Origin of the sequence: Rhodopseudomonas palustris, assembly GCF_003591005.1 — a bacterium.
Lineage (GTDB): Bacteria > Pseudomonadota > Alphaproteobacteria > Rhizobiales > Xanthobacteraceae > Rhodopseudomonas > Rhodopseudomonas palustris_K.
The window spans coordinates 1-19,222 of the sequence record NZ_QYYD01000017.1; the positions used below are offsets into that span (position 1 = coordinate 1).

Genomic DNA, 19,222 nt, shown 5'->3' on the forward strand with positions numbered 1-19,222 from the left:
TCACAACCGTTGAGTCCTCATTGTGAGAGCTCGGCCGTAAATGCGCCCTTAAAATCAGGCACTTTCCTATCCCCCCGGGCTGGCCCCCCCGGGTGGGGGGGCGATGACAGTCTTTGAGCGAGGCGCCGAGCGCCAACGTTATTTATGTAGCGCCGATGTCAGCGCCCTCTCCCCTCGTGGGAGAGGGCAGCCCTCGGCGCTTGCCATGCATGCGGCCGGGTGAGGGGGCGGCGCATCGCTCCTGGCGACCCCTCACCCGCCCTCGCTGCGCTCGGGCACCCTCTCCCACAAGGGGAGAGGGAAGAGGATCTTGACGGTTGTGAGAAGTAACTGGCGCTCTGGACTACTGGGTCGCCCGCCTGCGCGGGCGGTGACAGCCTCGCCGGTGGCGCAGCGGTGCGCTGCGCGAGCGGTGTTTGCCTGCAGCTTTGTGCAGGCGTCGTTTCGTCTAACGCGTCGGCTTCGGCTGGGCGCGGCGGCGGTCGCCGACGGGCTGGTAGGCGATGCGCGAGTGGTGGGCGCAGTAGGGCAGGCCGGGCAGCGACTTGCCGCCGCAGAAGAAGAATTCCGGATTGCTCGGGTCGCCGATCGGCCAATGGCAGGTCGCCTCGTTGAGTTCCAGCAGCGACAGCCGCTGGTTCATCGGCACGACGTTGTCGTAGGTCACCGGATCGGGCTCGGCCTCGACCTCGAACACGTGTGCCAGCGCGGTGTTGCCGCGCGCCACTGGCCTCGTCACCCGCATCATATGCTGGGCCGGGCGCGCCTTGCGCTGCCGCGGCGCCGCCGAGGACGGGCTCTTGGCCCGGCCCGACAGGCCGAGACGGTGGACCTTGCCGATCACGGCGTTACGCGTCACGTTGCCGAGCTCTGCGGCAATTTGACTCGCCGATAGCCCGCCTTCCCATAATTTCTTCAACTGCTCGACGCGCTCGTCCGTCCAGGTCAATGCCGTCATCGTTCTATCCCTTCCTGCCGCGAAGCGCTGATCCAGCGCGGAACCGCGGCTGCGAGGTCGTCCAAATGTCTTGCCGGCAGAATCCCTTAGCCCTCGCCGGACAGCCTTGCTGTCCGGACGAATCGCACTCGCCGAGAGCTCAAGAAAGGATTACCAAACCGTGCACGAGATGTCGTACCCGACAAAGAAAACGCTACAATATGCCGTGACTCACGCGCAAGCGTCCGACCTGGTGCGTCCACACCTTCTCGTCGACTGAGTCATAACCGTCACAGCGGCAATGCTGAGGCGGCCCCGCCAAATGTCGTTCCAAGCCCCGGTTGACAGTGACTTCAGCGCACTTAGAATGTCCGTACGTGCCGCCTGGAAAGGCGGCACGTTTCGTTTCCGGGGTACGTCAGGCCCGACCGCGCTGATCGCGGTCCGGCCGGCGGCCCGCTTTTCCGATCGGATCGGCCATGTCGAGCGCAGCTTCTACGTCCCATCTTCTGCCGGTATTCGCCAGGGCGGATGTCGCCTTCGAGCGCGGCGAGGGCGTCTGGCTGCACGGGACCGACGGCGAGCGCTACCTCGATTTCACAAGCGGCGTCGCGGTCAATTCGCTCGGCCATTGCCATCCGCATCTGGTCGAGGCGCTGCAGCAGCAGGCCACCCGGCTGTGGCACATGTCGAACTTGTTCAAGAGCCCGGACGGCGAGCGGCTCGCCGCGCGGCTGTGCGAGCAGAGCTTCGCCGACTACGTGTTCTTCGCCAATTCGGGCGCGGAGGCGATGGAGTGCGCGCTGAAGATGGCGCGGCACTATCACTTCGCGAAAGGCCATCCGGAGCGCACCCGGATCATCACCTTCGAGGGCGCCTTCCACGGCCGCACCCTCGGCACGCTCGCCGCGACCGGCTCGGCCAAATATCTCGAGGGCTATGGCGAGCCGCTCAGCGGCTTCGACCAACTGCCGCTCGGCGACATCGAGGCGGTCAAGAAGGCGATCGGCCCGACCACCGCGGCGATCCTGATCGAGCCGCTGCAGGGCGAGGGCGGCGTGCGCTCGCCCGAGACCGCGTTCTTCCGCGCTCTGCGTGAGCTGTGCGACAGCAACGGCCTGCTGCTGATCTTCGACGAAGTGCAGACCGGCATGGGCCGCACCGGCGAGCTGTTCGCTTATAAGCGGATCGGCGTCACGCCGGATCTGATGTCGCTCGCCAAGGCGCTCGGCGGCGGCTTCCCGATCGGGGCGTGCCTCGCGACCGCCGAGGCCGCCTCCGGCATGGCGCCGGGCTCGCACGGCTCGACCTTCGGCGGCAATCCGCTGGCGGTGGCCGCGGCCAATGCGGTGCTCGACGTGATGCTGAAGCCGGGCTTCTTCGACCATGTGAAGAAGATCTCGCTGCTGCTGAAACAGAAGCTCGCCGGCATCGTCGATCGATATCCGCAGGTGCTGAGCGAAGTCCGCGGCGAGGGGCTGCTGATCGGCGTCAAGGCCGTGGTGCCGTCGACCGATCTGGTCGCCGCCTTGCGCGATCAGAACCTGCTCACCGTCGGCGCCGGCGACAACGTCGTCCGGTTGCTGCCGCCGCTGATCGTCAGCGAGGCCGAGATCGAAGAAGCGGTGACGCGGCTGGAGCGCGCCTGCGTGGTGCTCACAGGCCAGGCGGCGCAGCGGGAGGCGGTGTGATGAGCAACGCCAAGATCAAGGCCCCGCGGCATTTCCTCGATCTCACCGAAGTGCCGACCTCCGAGCTGCGCAACATGCTGGCGGCCTCGGTGTCGATGAAGGCCAAGCGCAAGGCGGGCGCGATCGACGACAAGCCGCTCGCCGGCAAGACGCTGGCGATGATCTTCGACAAGCCCTCGACCCGCACCCGGGTGTCGTTCGACGTCGGCATGCGCCAACTCGGCGGCGAGTCGATCATGCTGACGGGGCAGGAGATGCAGCTCGGCCGCGGCGAGACGATCTCCGACACCGCGCGGGTGCTGTCGCGTTTCGTCGATATCATCATGATCCGCATCCTCAATCACGAGGCGCTGCTCGAACTTGCCGCCAACGCCACCGTTCCGGTAATCAACGGCCTGACCCGCAAGTCGCATCCGTGCCAGGTGATGGCCGACGTGATGACGTTCGAGGAGCACCGCGGCTCGATCAAGGGCGCGACGGTGGCCTGGACCGGCGACGACAACAATGTGTTGGCGTCGTTCGCGCACGCCGCGCAGCGCTTCGACTTCAAGCTCAACATCGCCACCCCGCCGCAACTCGCGCCCAACAAGGCGCTGCGCGACTGGATCAAGGCGAGCGGCGCGGCGGTCACGCTCGGCAATGATCCCGAGGAAGCGGTGCGCGGCGCCGACTGCGTTGTCACCGACACCTGGGTGTCGATGGGCGACAAGGACGGCGAGCACCGCCACAATCTGCTCAAGCCCTATCAGGTCAACGCCAAGCTGATGTCGCTCGCCCACAAGGACGCGATCTTCATGCATTGCCTGCCGGCGCATCGCGGCGAGGAGGTCACCGACGAGGTGATCGACGGCCCGCAATCGGTGGTGTTCGACGAAGCCGAAAACCGCCTGCACGCGCAGAAGGGCATCCTGGCGTGGTGTTTGGGCGCGGTGGCGTAATTACTGTCTGACATGCGAGCAAAGCGGCCGCGGCTCCGATCCCAACCGGGGGAGGCGACCGCACAGACCCCTATTGTTCGCATGCTGAATCCAAAACTCGTCGTCCCCGCGCAGGCGGGGACCCATATCCCCTGGCCTTTCAAGCGAAGAATGGCGTCTGCCTCGCTTCAACCGAGATACTGCGGGGTATGGGTCCCCGCCTGCGCGGGGACGACATGGGGATAGGCAGCGCCAGATCGCCGCTTCAGATGTCACGAGAGCCTGGATGCGTTTGCTCACCGCAAGGGGGAGGGAGACGAAAGCCTGCTCCGCGCATCGCTGCCATTCCGCACCGCCATCCAGCCCTTTCGCTCTTCGCCCTCCGCCCCCAGATAAGCGCCCATGACCTCACAGACCCCTGATCCCCATACCCCCGAAATGCCCCCCGTCCGTGCGCCGTCGGCCGTTCCGATCGACGACAGCGTGCTGCCGTTCGAGGTCGGCGCGCTCGATCTGCGTGGCCGGCTGACGCGGCTGGGGCCGTCGCTCGACGAACTGCTCGAAAAGCACGCCTATCCGACGCCGGTCGGCAAGCTGCTCGGCGAAGCCGTGGTGCTGGCGACGCTGCTCGGCTCGGCGCTCAAATTCGAGGGCCGCTTCATCCTGCAGACCCAGACCGACGGTCCGGTGTCACTGCTGATCGTCGACTTCCAGGCGCCCGACCGGCTGCGCGCCTATGCGCGGTTCGACGAGAGCCGGCTGGAGCCGGGGCTGAGCTCCGGCGCGCTGCTCGGCAAGGGCCATTTGGCGATGACCATCGACCAGGGCCCGGACATGAGCCGCTACCAGGGCCTGGTCGCGCTCGATGGCGGCGGGCTGGAAGAAGCCGCGCACGAATACTTTCTGCGCTCCGAGCAGATCCCCACCAAGGTGCGGCTGGCGGTCGGCGAGGAATGGCGCGGCGGCGAAGGCGGCCGGCATCATTGGCGCGCCGGCGGCATGCTGCTGCAGTTTCTGCCGAAGGCGCCGGAGCGCGCGCGCCAGCCCGATCTGCATCCCGGCGACGCGCCCGAGGGCGCCGAAGTTCACGCCGTCACCGAGGACGACGCCTGGGTCGAAGGCCAGTCGCTGATCGGCACGGTCGAGGACATCGAGCTGATCGATCCGGACCTGTCCGGCGAGCGGCTGCTGTATCGGCTGTTCCACGAGCGCGGCGTCCGCGTGTTCTCGTCGCTGCCGCTGCGCGCGCAATGCTCCTGCTCGCGCGAGGCGGTGTCCGGCATGCTGTCCCGCTTCTCCCCGCAGGACCGCGCCGACATGGTCAAGGACGACAAGGTCGTGGTGACCTGCGAGTTCTGCAGTTCGGTATATGAATTTACGCCGGAAGAGGCGGGGGTGGAGCCCTCGGACTCGTAGGGCAGGTTGGCGGCGAAGCGCGTAACCCACCGACATCTCTCGCCGCGACGATGGTGGGTTACGGCGCTGCGCGCCTAACCCACCCTACAGTTCAACGGCTCTGTCTCAATTCAACGTCCGCTTGCCTTCCGGGCTGTCCAGCGAGAACGCCGGGACGTCGATTTCGAACCGTTCGCCGGTTTCGCTTTCCATCTGGTAGCGGCCGGCCATGAAGCCGGAGGCGGTGGGGAGGGGGACGCCGCTGGTGTATTCGAAGCGCTCGCCGGGCGCGAGCACCGGCTGCTCGCCGACCACGCCTTCGCCGCGCACTTCCTGGGTACGGCCGGAGGCGTCGGTGATCACCCAATGCCGGGTGCGCAGCTGCACGGTCTCGTCGCCCGAATTGGTGATCACCACGGTGTAGGACCAGAAGAACTGTCGGTTCTCGGCCGAAGACCGCTCCGGCAGGTAGTTCGGCTCGACGGTCACCTCGATCTGGCGGGTTATGGCGCGGTACATCAGGCTCGATCCAGCTTGCAACGCGATCATATCGCAAAATCCCAATCTGAAACCAGCGGCTCGGAACGATTTTCAGTCTACGGCGCAGGCGAGCCGCGGTTTCAACATAGTTGCGGCCTAGTTCCGCGGCGACGCCGGGTCGCACCGACAATGCGCCTCAAACCGAGCATTGTCGAAGGGATCCGCAGGCGCCGGTGGTTGCGAAGTGAGCAAACCCGCCGCCGCCTGATCTGCCGTCACACCGTCTCGCCTGCCGCTTGGCAGGCTGGTATATCAGCGCCAAAAGGGGCGCGGCGCTGCGCCTGCCTGGAGCACCATGACTCCCGCCTCATCCGTCGCCGAACCGGTCGTTGAAGCGTCGCCCGTGGTCCTCGAGCCGCAGACCGAAGTCGCGCCGCCACCTGCGGCACCGCCCAAGCCCGCGCCGCGCAAGCCGGCGCCGAAGCGCGAACTGCGGCTCGACCTGTTCCGCGGCCTCGCGCTGTGGCTGATCTTCATCGATCACCTGCCGGCCAACGTGCTGACCTGGCTGACGATCCGCAACTACGGCTTTTCCGACGCAACCGAGATCTTCATCTTCATCTCCGGCTACACCGCAGCCTTCGTGTACGGCCGGGCGATGCGCGACCAGGGTTTTGTGGTGGCGTCGGCCCGGATCATGAAGCGGGTCTGGCAGATCTACGTCGCCCACGTGTTCCTGTTCACGATCTTCCTGGCGGAGATCTCCTACGTCGCCACCAGCTTCCAGAACCCGCTCTATACCGAGGAAATGGGCATTCTGGACTTCCTCAAGCAGCCCGACGTCACCATCGTGCAGGCGCTGCTGCTGCGGTTCCGTCCGGTCAATATGGACGTGCTGCCGCTGTACATCGTGCTGATGTTCTTCCTGCCGGCGATCCTGTGGATCACCCGGCGCTCGCCCGACATCGCGCTGGCGCTGGCGACCGCGCTGTACGCCGCGACCTGGCAGTTCGACCTGCATCTCACCGCCTATCCGAGCGGCGTGTGGGCGTTCAATCCCTACGCATGGCAGCTGCTGTTCGTGTTCGGCGTCTGGTGCGCGATGGGCGGGGCACAGCGCCTGGCGCGGGTGCTGGCGTCGCCGATCACCCTGTGGGTGTCGGCGGCCTATCTGCTGGCGGCGTTCTTCGTCACCCTGACCTGGCATATGCCGCAGCTGTTCCACACCCTGCCGAAATGGCTCGAGCAGTGGATGTACCCGATCGACAAGCCGAACCTGGACGTGCTGCGGTTTGCGCACTTCCTGGCGCTGGCAGCCATCACGGTGCGGTTCCTGCATCGAGATTGGCGTGGGCTCAACTCGATCTGGCTGCGGCCGCTGATCCTGTGCGGCCAGCACTCGCTGGAGATCTTCTGTATCGGCATCTTCCTCGCCTTCGCCGGCTACTTCGTGCTGGCCGAGATTTCGGGCGGTGCCGTCATGCATTTCTTTGTCAGCCTGACCGGGGTGGTTATCATGTCCGCCGCAGCGTGGCTTTTTTCGTGGTACAAGAATGAGGTGGCCAAAGGTGGAACCCCGAAGGGAAGCCCTGATGCCGACCTCGCGGGAGGCGATGCATGATGGCCAGAACGGCCAGCCCTAAACGACTGCGTGCGCTGGTGCTGAGCTTGGGTCTGGCGCTGGCCGGCGGGCCGGCGATCGCTGCGCCTGAGGTCGCGTCAGCCGGCTGCGAGGCGCCGGCCTATCTGCTTGCCACCGATCTGACGATCGGCCGGGTGGTGTCGGGGCTGAGAAACGACCGCAAGCTCGATATTCTGGTGATCGGCAGCCGCTCTTCCAGCATCAGCTCGGCCGAGAGTACGGCCTATCCGGCACGGCTGCAGACGCTATTGCGCGACAAGCTCCCGGGGATCGCCGTCAACGTCTCGCTCGAAATGCGGATGAAGCGCACGGCCGCGGAGGTCGCCTCGGGAATCGGTCAGCTCGTCACCGAGCGCAAGCCGTCGCTGGTGATCTGGCAGACCGGCACTTACGATGCGATCCGCTCGATCGATCCGGAAGACTTTCGCAACGCGCTCAGCGAGGGCATCGAAGCCTCGCAGAAGGCCGGCGCCGACGTCATTCTGATGAATCTGCAATACAGTCCGCGCACCGAGACCATGATCAACCCCACGCCCTATTTGGACAACATGCGGGTGGTGGCGCAGGAGCACGACGTGCCGCTGTTCGACCGCTTCGCGTTGATGCGGCATTGGAACGAGACCGGCGAGTTCGACCTGTTCAGTCCATCGCCGGGGATCGATCTGGCGATGCGGGTGCACGGCTGCCTGGCGCGGGCGCTCTCGACTTTCGTGCTCGATGCGACGCATATCAACCCGTCGGAGCTGAGGACGCTGCGTTAAGATGAGGAGACGAGTTGGCGTAAAGTCCGCCGCCCTCAGTCTGTGGGCGGCGATGGCGTTCGGTGTTCTGATGTCCGGTGCCTTCGCGCAGACCGCCCACACCGAGCCTGCGCCGGCCGCGACCGAAACCACGCCAGACCATGCCGCGGAGCCCGCGACGCCCGCCGCTCCGGCTCAGAAAGGCATCGCCGGTCAGGCGATCGACAAGGTCAAGCAGGCCGCCAAGCAGGCTGGTGACATCCTCACCCGCGTGCCGTGCCTGCCGCCGAAGGGCGCCAGCAAGTCGATGGGCTCGTTGCCTCATGTCGCCCGCAAGCTGGCCGAAGGCGAGCCGGTGGTGATCGTGGCGTTCGGCTCGTCCTCGACCCAAGGCTACGGCTCGACCTCGCCCGCCTACAACTATCCCAACCGTCTCGCCCAGCGCCTGCGCCGCCACTATCCGACCGCCGATATCACCGTGATCAATAGCGGCAAGGGCGGCGAGGACGCGCCCGAGATGATGGCGCGGCTGAAGAGCACGGTGCTCGACGCCAAGCCGGATCTGGTGATCTGGCAGGTCGGCACCAACGCCATCCTGCGCAACCTCGATCCGACCGAGACCGGCAAGCTGGTCGAGGAGGGCATCGCGGCGATCCAGGCCGCGGGCGCCGACATCGTGCTGGTCGACCCGCAATACGCGCCGCGCGTCAACGAGCGCGCCGAGAGCGCCGGAAAGATGATCGCCGCGCTCGGCCGGCTCGCCGAACTGCGCCGCGTCGGCATCTTCCCGCGCTTCGAAGTGATGAAGGAATGGCACGAAAAGCAGGCGCTGCCGTTCGACAGCTTCGTCATCGCCGACGGACTACACATGAACGATTGGGGCTACGCCTGCTTCGCGCAGCTGCTGGCCGACGACATCATCCGCTCGGTCGGTCAGATCAAGCTCGGCGTCACTGTGCCCGCGGACATCCGGGCCTATCGGCCGATGTGAGGCGAAGCCTCCGGTTCAGCGCACCACCACCCGCGTGCCGGCCGGGACCCGCTCGTACAGATCGACGACGTCCTGATTGAGCATCCGGATGCAGCCCGACGACACCGCTTCGCCGATCGTCCACGGCTCTGTGGTGCCGTGAATGCGAAACATCGTGTCCTTGCCGTTGCGATACAGATACAGCGCGCGCGGCCCGAGCGGATTGTTGACGCCGCCCGACATGCCGCCGGCGAGCTTGCCGTAGCGATCCGGCTCGCGCGCGATCATGTTGGCGGTCGGCGCCCAGTTCGGCCACTCGGCCTTGCGCCCGACCTCGGCGGTGCCGGTGAAAGCCAGTCCGGCTTTGCCGACACCGACGCCGTAGCGCAGCGCCTGACCGTTCTCCAGCACCAGATAGAGGAACCGCTTGCGCGGTTCGACCACCACGGTGCCGGGCCGCTCGCTTCCCTTGTAGTCGACCACCTGTCGCACATAGGTCGGATTCAGATCAGCGGGATCGATGCCGTCGATCGGAAATCTCTCGGTGTCGATCGCGGCATAGCGGGCCGCGGCCGCGGGGCTGACCAATGACGGCGATACGCCGATCGGTGATTGGGAGTTGGTGACGCAGCCGCCGAGGGCGAGCGCGGCGGTCGCGAGAACAAGCAGGACGGGGAGTTGCATGGGGATGATCGAATTCGCTGATTTTGCTTGGTGACGGCTACACCGGCCATCGCCTTCTGCGCGAGCGCGGCGTCGGCGCGGCCGCGACGTGGTCGGACCATCGCTGCGTCGTCACCGAGGCAGCTCGCAGGTGATAGCATCACCACCGGCCGTCGCGACCCTTCGCAACTGCGGCATGTCGACGCCCGTGGGTTCCGTGTGTGCTTTTGTTGTCACGAACTACACGTGCTCAGCTGAGCACTTGGCCGCCGATCAGGGCTGACGCGGTTCATCGGTTGATCGAAGCGCTCTCGCCCTCTCCACAAGCGCTGAGTCCTCATCCTGAGAGCTTGGCCAGAAATGCGCCCTTTAAATTTGGGCATGTCCGTCTCCACGCGTCATGCCCGGCCTTGTGCCGGGCATCCACGCCTTGCGACCGGAAATCCAGTCAAGGCGTGGATGGCCGGGACAAGCCCGGCCATGACGGAGTTTGTGAGCTAATTAGCCGACCGCAAAATGTGGCCGAGAAGTCGGCCGTGGTTTTGAGTCAGACTCTGAGGAGCTCGGCGAAGCCGGGCGTCTTCCCGGCCATGACGAGAGTGACGACCGGGCTTTGCTTAGCAGCCGTTCAGCGTCTCTGCCTCACACCTTCTCCAGCGCGGCGATCAGATCCTCGATCAGATCGTCCTTGTGCTCCAGGCCGGCCGACAGCCGGATGAAGCCTTCGCTGATACCAAGCTCGGCGCGGGCTTCCGGCTTGAGGCGCTGATGCGTCGTCGTTGCCGGGTGCGTCACGAGGCTCTTGGCATCGCCGAGATTGTTGCTGATCCGGATCAGCTTCAGCGCGTTCAGGAAGCGGAACGCCTCGGCCTTGCCGCCCTTCACCTCGAAGCCGACCAGCGTCGAGCCGGCGCCCATCTGCTTCTTCACCGTCGCGGCCTGCGGGTGATCGGCGCGACCGGGATACACGAGCCGCGGCACCTTCGCATGGCCTGCCAGCGCGTCGGCAATCGCCGCTGCGGTCTCGGTCTGCTGCCGGACCCGGACGCTCAATGTCTCGAGGCCCTTGAGCAGCACCCAGGCGTTGAACGGCGACAGCGACGGGCCGGTCTGGCGCAGATACATCTGGATATGTTCTTCGATGAACGCCTGCGACGACAGCACCACGCCGCCGAGACAGCGGCCCTGGCCGTCGATGTGTTTCGTCGCGGAGTACACCACGACGTCGGCGCCGAGTTCGAGCGGGCTCTGCCAGATCGGCGTTGCGAACACGTTGTCGACCACGAGCCGCGCGCCGGCCGCATGCGCGATCTCGGCGATCGCACCGATGTCGAGCACGTCGAGCGTCGGGTTGGTCGGGCTTTCAAGGAAGAACGTCTTGGTGTTCGGCCGCGCCGCCTTCTGCCACTGATCGAGATCGAGCCCGTCGACCAGCGTCGACTCGATGCCGTAGCGCGGCAGTAGGTCCTCGACCACGTAGCGGCAGGAGCCGAACATCGCCTTGGAGGCGACGACATGATCGCCGGCGCGCAGCGGCGCCAGCATCGCGGCCGTCACCGCCGCCATGCCGGTGGCGGTCGAGCGCGCCGCCTCGGCGCCCTCGAACTCGGCCATGCGCTGCTCGAAGCTGAACACGGTCGGGTTGGAGAAGCGCGAATACTGGAAGCCGGCGTCGTCGCCGGTGAAGCGCGCTTCGCACTGCTCGGCGCTGTCGTAAACGAAGCCCTGGGTGAGGAAGATCGCCTCGGACGTCTCGCCATATTGCGAGCGCAGGCTACCGGAATGCACCAGCCGGGTTTCGCGGCGGAAATGGGCGGTTTCGGGGATGGCGATCGAAGGCTTCTCAGCCGGGGTGGTAGTCTCGGACATGTGGTCTCCCTTCGTGACCACGCCGGGCGACGTGGGCACAAAAAAACCGGCCTGGGGATCAACCCTCGGGCCGGGAGCGCACTGTCCCCGGCCTGTTTAGCGACTTATTTAACGTGGCTGCAAGCCGGCCGGCTCAAATCACCACGGGATAAGTCGGCTCATAATCCTCCGCACACTTCCCGTCAAGGCAGCGTTCGGATAACCGGAGAAATCCAGTCTGTTCCGCGTCTGGCGGCCCGCCCGCCGTGAGGATCGCCGTGCCGTTCGCGTTGCCGCCCGATGCCGATGGAATTTTGCCCGACCGCATGATCGCGGCGATGGCGGAAGCAGGCCTGATCCTGCCGGAATATCCATTCGTCGAGAGCCAGATCCAGCCGGCCAGCCTCGACCTGCGGCTCGGCCCAATCGCCTACCGTGTCCGGGCCAGCTTTCTGCCCGGGCCGGACTGCACCGTTGCCGAGCGGATCGACGAGCTGAAGCTGCACGAGATCGATCTGTCGGACGGCGCCGTGCTGGAGACCAATTGCGTCTACATCGTGCCGCTGCTGGAAAGCCTGGCGCTGCCGCGCAATATCGTCGCCGCTGCCAATCCGAAAAGCTCGACCGGCCGGCTCGACGTGTTCACCCGCGTAATCGCCGACGGCACCCGCCGCTTCGACATGATCGGAGCCGGCTATCACGGCCCGCTTTACGCGGAGATCAGCCCGAAGACCTTCCCGGTGCTGCTGCGCGAAGGCTCGCGGCTGTCGCAGGTCCGCTTCAGCGTCGGCCGCGCCGCGCTCGATGCCGATGAACTCGACGCGCTGCACGACGCCGAGCGGCTGGTCGATGCCGACGACGCCGACCTCAATGGCGGCGTCGCGCTCAGCGTCGATCTGTCGGGCGTCAATTCCAACGGCTTCGTCGGTTATCGCGCCAAGCGCCACACCGGCGTCGTCGATATCGACCGCCGCGGCGGCTATCCGGTCGGCGAGTTCTGGGAGCCGATCGCGGCGCGGCCGGACGGCACGCTGATCCTCGACCCCGGCGAGTTCTACATCCTGGCCTCGAAGGAAGCGGTGCAAGTGCCGCCGGACTACGCGGCTGAGATGGTGCCGTTCGACCCCCTGGTCGGCGAATTCCGCGTGCACTACGCCGGCTTCTTCGATCCCGGCTTCGGTTATGAAGGTGCCGGCGGCCTCGGCTCGCGCGCAGTGCTGGAAGTCCGCTCGCGCGAGGTGCCGTTCATCCTCGAACACGGCCAGATCGTCGGTCGCCTGATCTACGAAAAAATGCTGTCCCGCCCCGATGCGATGTACGGCCAACGCATCGGCTCGAACTATCAGGGCCAGAGCCTGAAGCTGAGCAAGCATTTCAAGGTGTAGGCGTTTCAGCTGCTGCCGTGGCCCTCATCTTGGCGCGCTGTCGGTCGAATGCTATGTTTACCGAATGAGACCTTCACCTGCCGCCAAGATCAGCGTCGGCCGGTTCCTCGCTTGGGTCGTCGGGCAGGACCAACGCTATGAGCTGGTCGAAGGCGAGGTGTTCGCGATGGCCGGCGCAGGCAGTCGCCACGACGCGATCGTCGTCAATCTCACTGCGGCCATCCATGCCCAAATCAAGGGCGGCCCCTGCCAGACTTTCACCGGTGATACCTATGTGGCGACCTCAGTCGCGACTCGCCGCATGCCCGATCTCGGCGTCGATTGCGGCAAGCCAGAAGATGAATCTCTCGTCGCAGACAAGCCGGCCTTGTTGGTCGAGGTGTTGTCGCCGACCACCAGCGGATTCGACGTGACGGTGAAACTCGCTGAGTATCAGACGCTCGCGTCGCTGGACTATATTCTGTTCATCGACACCGAGATGCCGAGCGCACACCTCTATCGCCGCGGCGACGATCGAAGCTGGAGCAATGAAGTCTTCAAGGGTCTGGATGCCGCCCTTGATCTGCCGAAACTGGGCGTGCGCCCGACGCTCGCCGAAGTCTACGACGGGCTACAGTTTCGTGAGCGTCCGCGGCTTGTCGAGGATTCGAACGGACGAGATGGTGAGACGTAGTCGTGGCCGGCGCAGCCGCATCGGTTTTACGTCAGCCGCTCGATTGCACAGGCGCACCGTGCGTTGGAACGATCAACGCCTGAGTGGAGGAAGCTCAAGGAGTCGTCGAACAGGTGCTGATTGCCTGGCTGCGTGGCCGAAGCGGTGTGCCGTCGTAGAGGTCGCCGAGCCCGCACTGCAGGCCGAACGCGGGAAGATGCAGTTCGGTTTCGCCGCCGCTCAGCGTCGATGACTGCCAGTTATCACCGATCCTGAGGTCGATCTCTGCTTCGATGCGGTCCTGCCGTACGATCAGCACAGCCTCGCAAGGCCGATGCGCGCGATAGATTTTGCGCTTGGCCTCGATCCAGCGTTCCTGTGTGCCTGGCACGGCGAGAACCTCGTCACTCGCCGAGACCACCTCGGCGAGGAGGTAGACGCGCTCAACGAAGCGCTGCCCTAGGCCGAAGTCCGCTTCGATCACACATACGTCGGGTTCCGGCCGGAAGTCGCCTGTGCCGAGTTCTATGCCGGTCCGCTGGATGGCGATGCGGCTGGGATCATGCGCTGCCAGCGCCTCGTTGAGCAGTCGGCTGAGGTTCGTCGCAATCCAGTTGTGAGCAATGGTCGGGGGTGTCATCATCACGGGAGCACCGGCAATCAGCTCCCATCGCTCGTGGTCAGGACGGCTCTGCTGAAACAGCCGAAACTCCGCGCCGGTCATCCGGCCGGATAGTCGGTCCTGAAGGGCGAGGCCCATGGGATCCTCCTGGCGAGGTCTTGAAAGCTCGACCATATGCCTGCCGCCCCGCGGCCTCAACCGGTGCCGGCTCGGTCCTACCGCGCCGCCTGCTCCCGTCCCGTCGGCGTCACCCGCCAGACCGAGTTGCTGACGTCGTCCGCCACCAGCAGGCCCCCGCGCCGATCGATCGCGACGCCGACCGGGCGGCCCAGCGCTTCGCCTTTGTCGTTGAGGAAGCCGGTGAGGATGTCGCGGGGCGGGCCGGAGGGTTGGCCGTCCTTGAACGGCACGTAGATCACCTTATAGCCGGAATGCGGCTTGCGATTCCACGAGCCGTGCTGGCCGACGAAGGCGCCGCCTTTCATCTCGGCGGGAAACAGATCGCCGGTGTTGAAGGCGAGGCCGAGCGAGGCGGTGTGGTTGCCGAGCGCGTAGTCCGGCTTGATCGCCTTTGCCACCAGGTCCGGCCGCGGCGGCTTGATCCGCTCCTCGACATTCTGGCCGAAGTAACTGTATGGCCAGCCGTAGAAGCCGCCGTCCTGCACCGAGGTCATGTAGTCCGGCACAAGGTCGCTGCCGATTTCGTCGCGCTCGTTGACGACGACCCACAGCTTGCCGGTCTGCGGCTCCCAGGCCGGACCGTTGGGATTGCGCAGGCCCGAAGCAAACACCCGCGTTGCGCCGCTCTGGCGATCGACTTCGAGCACCGCGGCGCGATTGACCTCCTGGTCCATGCCGTGTTCGCCGACATTGCTGTTGGAGCCGGAGGTCGCATACAGCTTGCTGCCGTCCGGGCTCGCGATGAGGTCCTTGGTCCAGTGATGGTTGAGCGGGCCGCCGGGCAGATCGGCGAGCTTGGTGCCGGGCGTCGTGATGCGGGTGTCGCCCGGATTGTAGGTGAAGCGCATGATGCCGTCGGTGTTGGCGACGTAGAAGTCGCTGCCGACCAGCGCCATGCCGAACGGCGAGTTGAGGCCGTCGAGGAAGGTGGAGCGGATTTCCGCGACGCCGTCGCCGTCGGCGTCGCGCAGCAGCGTGATGCGGTTGGCGCTCGGTGTGCGTGCGCCGGCGCGGCCCATCACATATTCGGCGACGATGCGCTTGATGGACTTGCCCTGCTCGGGGCGTTCGGGCGCGTTGGTCTCGGCGACCAGCACGTCGCCGTTCGGCAGCACATGCAACGTACGCGGATGGTCGAGCCCCTGAGCAAAGGCAGCCACCGCCATGCCCTCGGCAGGCTTCGGCTTGGCGCCCTCGGCGAAGCGGACCGCCGGGGCGATGTTGACGGTGGGCAGCAGCTGGCTGTTCGGCTCCGGCAGCTTCGGCGACGGGCCGTAATCCTCACCCTGGGCGAGCTGGGTCTGGTCGCCGCAGGCCGCCAGCGGCAGCGCTACCGCGACACACAAGGCAATACGGCTGATCGTCACGGGTCGTCGCATCACGTCTCTCCACTCAGGAACATGCCACCCCAATAGCGCAGCCCGGCTTGCGTTCGACAACAGGCCATGAAAAATCTGTGAGGCGGCCTGCTGCGGTGACGCAGCGACAAAATGACAACAACGCCGCGGGAACGGGAGACGAAATGTCCGACGCCGAACGCGAGGCGCAGTGGCGCCGCTGGCGCAGCGTGGCCGATCTGTACCACGCCTGCTTCACCGGGCTGGTGCTGACGCTGGTGAGTCGGCGCGGCACGTCGGACGCCGCCGAATTCGTGTTCAATGTGTTTCGCCGCCAACAGCAGGAGCGGTTCGTCGCGGGGCTCAGCAAGCTCGGCCTCGCGCACCTGCCGCCGGCGGTCGCGGCCGCGCAGTATCACTATCTGTCGAACTGGATCGGCGGCGTGCATGTCGAATATATGGTTGAGAGCGACCGCAAGGCATGGATTCGCTACCCGCCGCCGCGTTGGATCTGGCGCGGCACCGCGATCTGCGGCGTGCCGGGCGAGGTGTCCAAGGCGATGCTGCGCGGCTGGCACGGCAACAACGGCATCGCGCTCGGCCACCCCAGCCTCGGCTTTGTCTGCACCAAGCAGAGCGTCGACGGCCAGGACGGCCTCGAAGGCTATTACTTCGACTACGATCACCCGCTCGAGCCGGACCAGCGTGTGGTATTCGCCCGGCATCTCGAGGCGCCGCTGTTCGACCCGGCGCAGGCGCCGGCGCTGCCGGTCGAGAGCTGGCCACGGCCGCGGCTGGAGAAAGCCTATCGCAACTACGCGATGGAATATGTCCGCACCGCCGCACCGGTCGCGGTGCAATTGTTCGGTCCGGTCGATGCCTCGTATCTGTTGCAGCTCACCGGCAAGCTGATCGGTATGCAGTCGTATGACGAGCTTGCTCCCGGGCTCGGCGAAACCGGCCGCGATGCCGCAGGGTTCGCGCGGCTGCTGCAAGCGCTGCTCGCCGCACAGGGCGACGACGTCGGATTGCACGACACCGGCGACGGCTTCGATCTGCGCCAGGCGCGCTGGACGCTGCTGGACGGCATCGGCGATGCCCATCCGGCTTGCATCCGGATCCTGGAAGGTCTGGTCGAGGGGCTGGCGGCGGCTTGCGGGCGGCGGATCACCGCACGGTTGTCGAGCGAAGTGGGCGCCTCGCCATTGGTCTGGTCGGTGCGCTGAGCCGTCCTGATGTTCCCGTCTTTCACCTATGCGTCGCACGGCCTCGCTTTGCGCCGGATCGATGCTAGGAACGAAGGCAAGGCGCGGCATTGAGATCGGGCCGGGAGGAAACGATGTCCGACGTCGCCGTCGCCGAATTGCCGCCCGTTGCGGCCGAGCCGCTGCTGCGGCCCGGCGCCGCGCCGCCGCCTCCACCGAAGAATCCGCTGCTCGACGACGCGATCCTGCCGACACTGCTGCGGCTGTCCTGGCCCAATATGCTGGCGCTGACGGCCGGCACCTGCGTGGTGATCGCCGAGACCTCCTATATCGGCCGGCTCGGCACCGAGGCGCTGGCCGCGATGGCGCTGGTGTTTCCGTTCGTGATCCTGGTCATGACGATGTCGGGCGGGGCGATGGGCGGCGGTGTCGCCTCGGCGATCGCCCGCGCGCTCGGCTCCGGCGATCACGACCGCGCCGCCGCGTTGGCGATCCATGCGCTGCTGATCGGGCTCGGCCTCGGCCTCGTCTCCACGCTCGTGATGCTGCTGTTCGGCGCCAAGGCGCTGGAACTGCTCGGCGGCCGCGGCAATGTGCTGGCGCAGGCGATCGGCTACGTGCACATCTTCTTCGCCGGCGCGGTGGTGCCGTGGCTGATGAACACGCTGGCGGCGATCCTGCGCGGCACCGGCAACATGAAGCTGCCGTCGCTGATCATTTTGCTCTCGGCGATGCTGCAGGTCGTGCTCGGCGGCGTGCTCGGGCTGGGCCTTGGGCCGATCCCGAGCTTCGGCATGCCGGGCGTCGCCGCCGGCACACTGACTGCATTCTCGATCGGCATGGCGGTGATGGCCTGGTACATCTTCTCCGGCCGCGCCCGCGTGCAGCCGAGCCTTCGGACGCTGCGGATTCGGCGCGGCATGTTCGTCGACATCCTCAAGGTCGGCGCGGTGGCCTGCTTCACGCCGCTGCAGTCGGTGCTGAGCATCATCATCTTCACCCACATGCTGGCGCATTTCGGCACGGCCGTTCTGGCCGGCTTCGGCATCGGCGCACGGCTCGAATTCATGCTGACGTCGCTTGCTTTTGCGGTCGGCATCGCCTCGGTGCCGATGATCGGTATGGCGATCGGCGCCGGGCGGATCAAGCGGGCGCGCAGCATCGCCTGGATCGCGGCGCTGGTGTCGTTTCTAACGGTCGGCGTCGTCGCCACCGCGATCGCGTTCTTCCCGCATCTGTGGGTGGACCTGTTCACCAGCGACGCGGCCGTCAAGCTCGCTGGCGAGCGCTATCTGCAGGTGGCGGCGCCGTTCTACGCGTTCATCGGGCTATCGATCTCGCTGTATTTTTCGGCGCAGGGCGCCGCCAAGGTGCTCGGCCCGGTGCTGGCGCAATCGGCGCGGCTGATCTTCGTGGTGATCGGCGGCTGGCTGCTGATGGTGAACCACGGCAGTGCCGGTAATTTCTTCGCGCTCGCCGCCGCCTCGATGGTGCTACTCGGGCTCGGCTGCGTTGTCAGCGTGCTGGTGACGCGGTGGGAGCCGAAGAAAATGGCGGTGATGGCGCCGCCGATGCTCGACTGAGGCTGCTCCTCAGCGCTCCGGCTGGCGCGGCGCGGCGGTCAGCAGCACATCGAATAGGCTCGGACCGCCGGCCGCCAGCGCGCCCTCCATCGCCAGCAGCCGGCGCCGGGTGATGACGCCGCCATTGGCGCAGATGCCGCGGGTGTCGCCGGCGACCGGCAGCGCGCGGTGGCACGGCACGATCAGCGCGAACGGATTGCGGCGGACGGCGTGGTCGACTGCATCGAGCGCGCCGGACGAGCCGGCCTGCTTGGCGAGATCGGCGTGGGTGGCGGTTTGGCCGCGCGGAATGGACCGGATCGCCTCGTAGACGCGGCAATCGAACGCCGGCAGGTCGCCGAGGTCGAGCTGCACGTCCGAGAAATCATGCGGCGCTCCGCGCAGCGTTGCGGCAATGCCGCCGAGCGCGGCGGCAATCTCCACCGACGGCCGGCTCTCGCGGGCGTCGGGACATTGCCGCAGCAAGCGGCGGCGGGTGTCGATCTCGCGGCTCTCGGCGAGCTGCACGGCGAGAACGCCGCCATCGCTCCAGGCGATCCCGCACCGGCCCATCAACGTGTCGAAGATCGTGTACGCAGCCCCCGCCATGCCTCCGACTATAGCAATGGCCTTTACGCGCGCATCTGGATTCTTAGCAAACTGTTAATGGCTGGCCGGCCGGTCGGCCGCGGTGCATCGCGAAAGCCGGGCAAGGCCGCGTCAGCGGATCGCGCCGCAGGCTCTTGGCGAAAGCGGCCGTCTCGGCTAATCAGAGGGACCGGCCGCTTCGCGGCCCGGCTTTCGCGCCAGGCGCGCGGGCGTAGTTCAATGGTAGAACGGCAGCTTCCCAAGCTGCATACGAGGGTTCGATTCCCTTCGCCCGCTCCAGCGGCTTGTCCGCCGGTCACTTCGTGCCTTGGGTTTTCCCGAAAAGCCAAAATATGGGACCGCAAATTCGGCTCTTAGTTTGGGTTCTTTGCAATCGGACGACCTGAT

17 protein-coding genes, 1 tRNA gene and 1 riboswitch are annotated in these 19,222 nt (G+C 66.3%); of the genes, 11 read left to right on the forward strand and 7 right to left on the reverse strand.

Annotated elements, in window-relative coordinates; genetic code table 11:
• Positions 1-448: 448 nt before the first annotated feature.
• On the reverse strand, positions 449-958 hold the full coding sequence (locus D4Q52_RS16535; RefSeq protein WP_119857674.1) for a GcrA family cell cycle regulator: 510 nt from the start codon (positions 956-958) through the stop codon (positions 449-451).
• Positions 959-1,416: 458 nt separating this feature from the next.
• On the opposite strand from D4Q52_RS16535, the gene D4Q52_RS16540 reads away from it, so the two are divergent.
• The 3 genes from D4Q52_RS16540 (at position 1,417) to D4Q52_RS16550 (ending at position 4,961) form a co-directional block, all read left to right on the forward strand.
• Complete coding sequence (locus D4Q52_RS16540; RefSeq protein WP_119857675.1) at positions 1,417-2,628, forward strand: aspartate aminotransferase family protein; 1,212 nt, start codon at positions 1,417-1,419, stop codon at positions 2,626-2,628.
• Positions 2,628-3,566 carry an ornithine carbamoyltransferase gene (gene argF, locus D4Q52_RS16545; protein WP_119857676.1) on the forward strand — a complete coding sequence of 313 codons (939 nt, stop codon included), beginning with the start codon at positions 2,628-2,630 and terminating at the stop codon, positions 3,564-3,566. Before D4Q52_RS16540 ends, argF begins: the two co-directional genes overlap by 1 nt.
• Positions 3,567-3,947: 381 nt before the next feature.
• On the forward strand, positions 3,948-4,961 hold the full coding sequence (locus D4Q52_RS16550; RefSeq protein ID WP_119857677.1) for an Hsp33 family molecular chaperone: 1,014 nt from the start codon (positions 3,948-3,950) through the stop codon (positions 4,959-4,961).
• 105 nt (positions 4,962-5,066) lie between these two features.
• Here the strand turns inward: D4Q52_RS16550 and apaG are convergent, their stop codons facing one another.
• Positions 5,067-5,459: a Co2+/Mg2+ efflux protein ApaG gene (gene apaG / locus D4Q52_RS16555; protein ID WP_119857678.1), complete on the reverse strand. Its 393-nt coding sequence runs from the start codon at positions 5,457-5,459 to the stop codon at positions 5,067-5,069.
• 316 nt (positions 5,460-5,775) lie between these two features.
• On the opposite strand from apaG, the gene D4Q52_RS16560 reads away from it, so the two are divergent.
• The 3 genes from D4Q52_RS16560 to D4Q52_RS16570 are packed head-to-tail and all read left to right on the forward strand — an operon-like array spanning position 5,776 to position 8,793.
• Positions 5,776-7,041 (forward strand): OpgC domain-containing protein, encoded by a 1,266-nt coding sequence (locus D4Q52_RS16560; RefSeq protein ID WP_119857679.1) that lies wholly within the window; start codon positions 5,776-5,778, stop codon positions 7,039-7,041.
• Positions 7,038-7,823 (forward strand): SGNH/GDSL hydrolase family protein, encoded by a 786-nt coding sequence (locus tag D4Q52_RS16565; RefSeq protein WP_234831224.1) that lies wholly within the window; start codon positions 7,038-7,040, stop codon positions 7,821-7,823. Before D4Q52_RS16560 ends, D4Q52_RS16565 begins: the two co-directional genes overlap by 4 nt.
• Position 7,824: 1 nt before the next feature.
• Positions 7,825-8,793 (forward strand): SGNH/GDSL hydrolase family protein, encoded by a 969-nt coding sequence (locus D4Q52_RS16570; protein WP_119857681.1) that lies wholly within the window; start codon positions 7,825-7,827, stop codon positions 8,791-8,793.
• 15 nt (positions 8,794-8,808) lie between these two features.
• Here the strand turns inward: D4Q52_RS16570 and D4Q52_RS16575 are convergent, their stop codons facing one another.
• The gene (locus D4Q52_RS16575; RefSeq protein ID WP_119857682.1) at positions 8,809-9,456 is read right to left on the reverse strand and encodes a L,D-transpeptidase; all 648 of its coding nucleotides are present in this window, start codon (positions 9,454-9,456) and stop codon (positions 8,809-8,811) included.
• A 621-nt stretch (positions 9,457-10,077) separates the two neighbouring features.
• A complete protein-coding gene (locus tag D4Q52_RS16580; RefSeq protein WP_119857683.1) occupies positions 10,078-11,304 on the reverse strand; it encodes an O-succinylhomoserine sulfhydrylase in 1,227 nt (408 codons plus the stop codon).
• Between the two features lie 75 nt (positions 11,305-11,379).
• Positions 11,380-11,459, reverse strand: a riboswitch (SAM riboswitch).
• A gap of 102 nt (positions 11,460-11,561) precedes the next feature.
• Between D4Q52_RS16580 and D4Q52_RS16585 the strand changes: the two genes are divergently transcribed.
• Entirely contained in the window at positions 11,562-12,668 is a 1,107-nt protein-coding gene (locus D4Q52_RS16585; protein ID WP_119857684.1) for a 2'-deoxycytidine 5'-triphosphate deaminase, read from the forward strand.
• 64 nt (positions 12,669-12,732) lie between these two features.
• Positions 12,733-13,341: a Uma2 family endonuclease gene (locus D4Q52_RS16590; protein WP_119857685.1), complete on the forward strand. Its 609-nt coding sequence runs from the start codon at positions 12,733-12,735 to the stop codon at positions 13,339-13,341.
• 94 nt (positions 13,342-13,435) lie between these two features.
• Here the strand turns inward: D4Q52_RS16590 and D4Q52_RS16595 are convergent, their stop codons facing one another.
• Entirely contained in the window at positions 13,436-14,080 is a 645-nt protein-coding gene (locus tag D4Q52_RS16595) for a Uma2 family endonuclease (protein ID WP_119857686.1), read from the reverse strand.
• A gap of 77 nt (positions 14,081-14,157) precedes the next feature.
• The gene (locus tag D4Q52_RS16600) at positions 14,158-15,501 is read right to left on the reverse strand and encodes a PQQ-dependent sugar dehydrogenase (protein WP_119857687.1); all 1,344 of its coding nucleotides are present in this window, start codon (positions 15,499-15,501) and stop codon (positions 14,158-14,160) included.
• 143 nt (positions 15,502-15,644) lie between these two features.
• Here D4Q52_RS16600 and D4Q52_RS16605 point away from each other — a divergent pair, with 143 nt between their 5' ends.
• Positions 15,645-16,685, forward strand: coding sequence for a hypothetical protein (locus D4Q52_RS16605; protein WP_119857688.1), 1,041 nt, complete (start codon positions 15,645-15,647; stop codon positions 16,683-16,685).
• Positions 16,686-16,798: 113 nt separating this feature from the next.
• Positions 16,799-18,247: an MATE family efflux transporter gene (locus D4Q52_RS16610; RefSeq protein ID WP_119857689.1), complete on the forward strand. Its 1,449-nt coding sequence runs from the start codon at positions 16,799-16,801 to the stop codon at positions 18,245-18,247.
• Positions 18,248-18,256: 9 nt separating this feature from the next.
• Here the strand turns inward: D4Q52_RS16610 and D4Q52_RS16615 are convergent, their stop codons facing one another.
• A complete protein-coding gene (locus D4Q52_RS16615; protein WP_182915342.1) occupies positions 18,257-18,835 on the reverse strand; it encodes a methylated-DNA--[protein]-cysteine S-methyltransferase in 579 nt (192 codons plus the stop codon).
• Between the two features lie 205 nt (positions 18,836-19,040).
• Here D4Q52_RS16615 and D4Q52_RS16620 point away from each other — a divergent pair.
• A tRNA-Gly gene (locus D4Q52_RS16620) sits at positions 19,041-19,114 on the forward strand.
• Positions 19,115-19,222 lie beyond the last annotated feature (108 nt).

Excerpts from the sequence above, each read along its gene's own strand:
- D4Q52_RS16535 (WP_119857674.1), bottom strand. The coding sequence starts at position 958 with ATGACGGCATTGACCTGGACGGACGAGCGCGTCGAGCAGTTGAAGAAA.
- D4Q52_RS16540 (WP_119857675.1), top strand. The coding sequence starts at position 1,417 with ATGTCGAGCGCAGCTTCTACGTCCCATCTTCTGCCGGTATTCGCCAGG.
- argF (WP_119857676.1), top strand. The coding sequence starts at position 2,628 with ATGAGCAACGCCAAGATCAAGGCCCCGCGGCATTTCCTCGATCTCACC.
- D4Q52_RS16550 (WP_119857677.1), top strand. The coding sequence starts at position 3,948 with ATGACCTCACAGACCCCTGATCCCCATACCCCCGAAATGCCCCCCGTC.
- apaG (WP_119857678.1), bottom strand. The coding sequence starts at position 5,459 with ATGTACCGCGCCATAACCCGCCAGATCGAGGTGACCGTCGAGCCGAAC.
- D4Q52_RS16560 (WP_119857679.1), top strand. The coding sequence starts at position 5,776 with ATGACTCCCGCCTCATCCGTCGCCGAACCGGTCGTTGAAGCGTCGCCC.
- D4Q52_RS16565 (WP_234831224.1), top strand. The coding sequence starts at position 7,038 with ATGATGGCCAGAACGGCCAGCCCTAAACGACTGCGTGCGCTGGTGCTG.
- D4Q52_RS16570 (WP_119857681.1), top strand. The coding sequence starts at position 7,825 with ATGAGGAGACGAGTTGGCGTAAAGTCCGCCGCCCTCAGTCTGTGGGCG.
- D4Q52_RS16575 (WP_119857682.1), bottom strand. The coding sequence starts at position 9,456 with ATGCAACTCCCCGTCCTGCTTGTTCTCGCGACCGCCGCGCTCGCCCTC.
- D4Q52_RS16580 (WP_119857683.1), bottom strand. The coding sequence starts at position 11,304 with ATGTCCGAGACTACCACCCCGGCTGAGAAGCCTTCGATCGCCATCCCC.
- D4Q52_RS16590 (WP_119857685.1), top strand. The coding sequence starts at position 12,733 with ATGAGACCTTCACCTGCCGCCAAGATCAGCGTCGGCCGGTTCCTCGCT.
- D4Q52_RS16595 (WP_119857686.1), bottom strand. The coding sequence starts at position 14,080 with ATGGGCCTCGCCCTTCAGGACCGACTATCCGGCCGGATGACCGGCGCG.
- D4Q52_RS16600 (WP_119857687.1), bottom strand. The coding sequence starts at position 15,501 with ATGCGACGACCCGTGACGATCAGCCGTATTGCCTTGTGTGTCGCGGTA.
- D4Q52_RS16605 (WP_119857688.1), top strand. The coding sequence starts at position 15,645 with ATGTCCGACGCCGAACGCGAGGCGCAGTGGCGCCGCTGGCGCAGCGTG.
- D4Q52_RS16610 (WP_119857689.1), top strand. The coding sequence starts at position 16,799 with ATGTCCGACGTCGCCGTCGCCGAATTGCCGCCCGTTGCGGCCGAGCCG.
- D4Q52_RS16615 (WP_182915342.1), bottom strand. The coding sequence starts at position 18,835 with ATGGCGGGGGCTGCGTACACGATCTTCGACACGTTGATGGGCCGGTGC.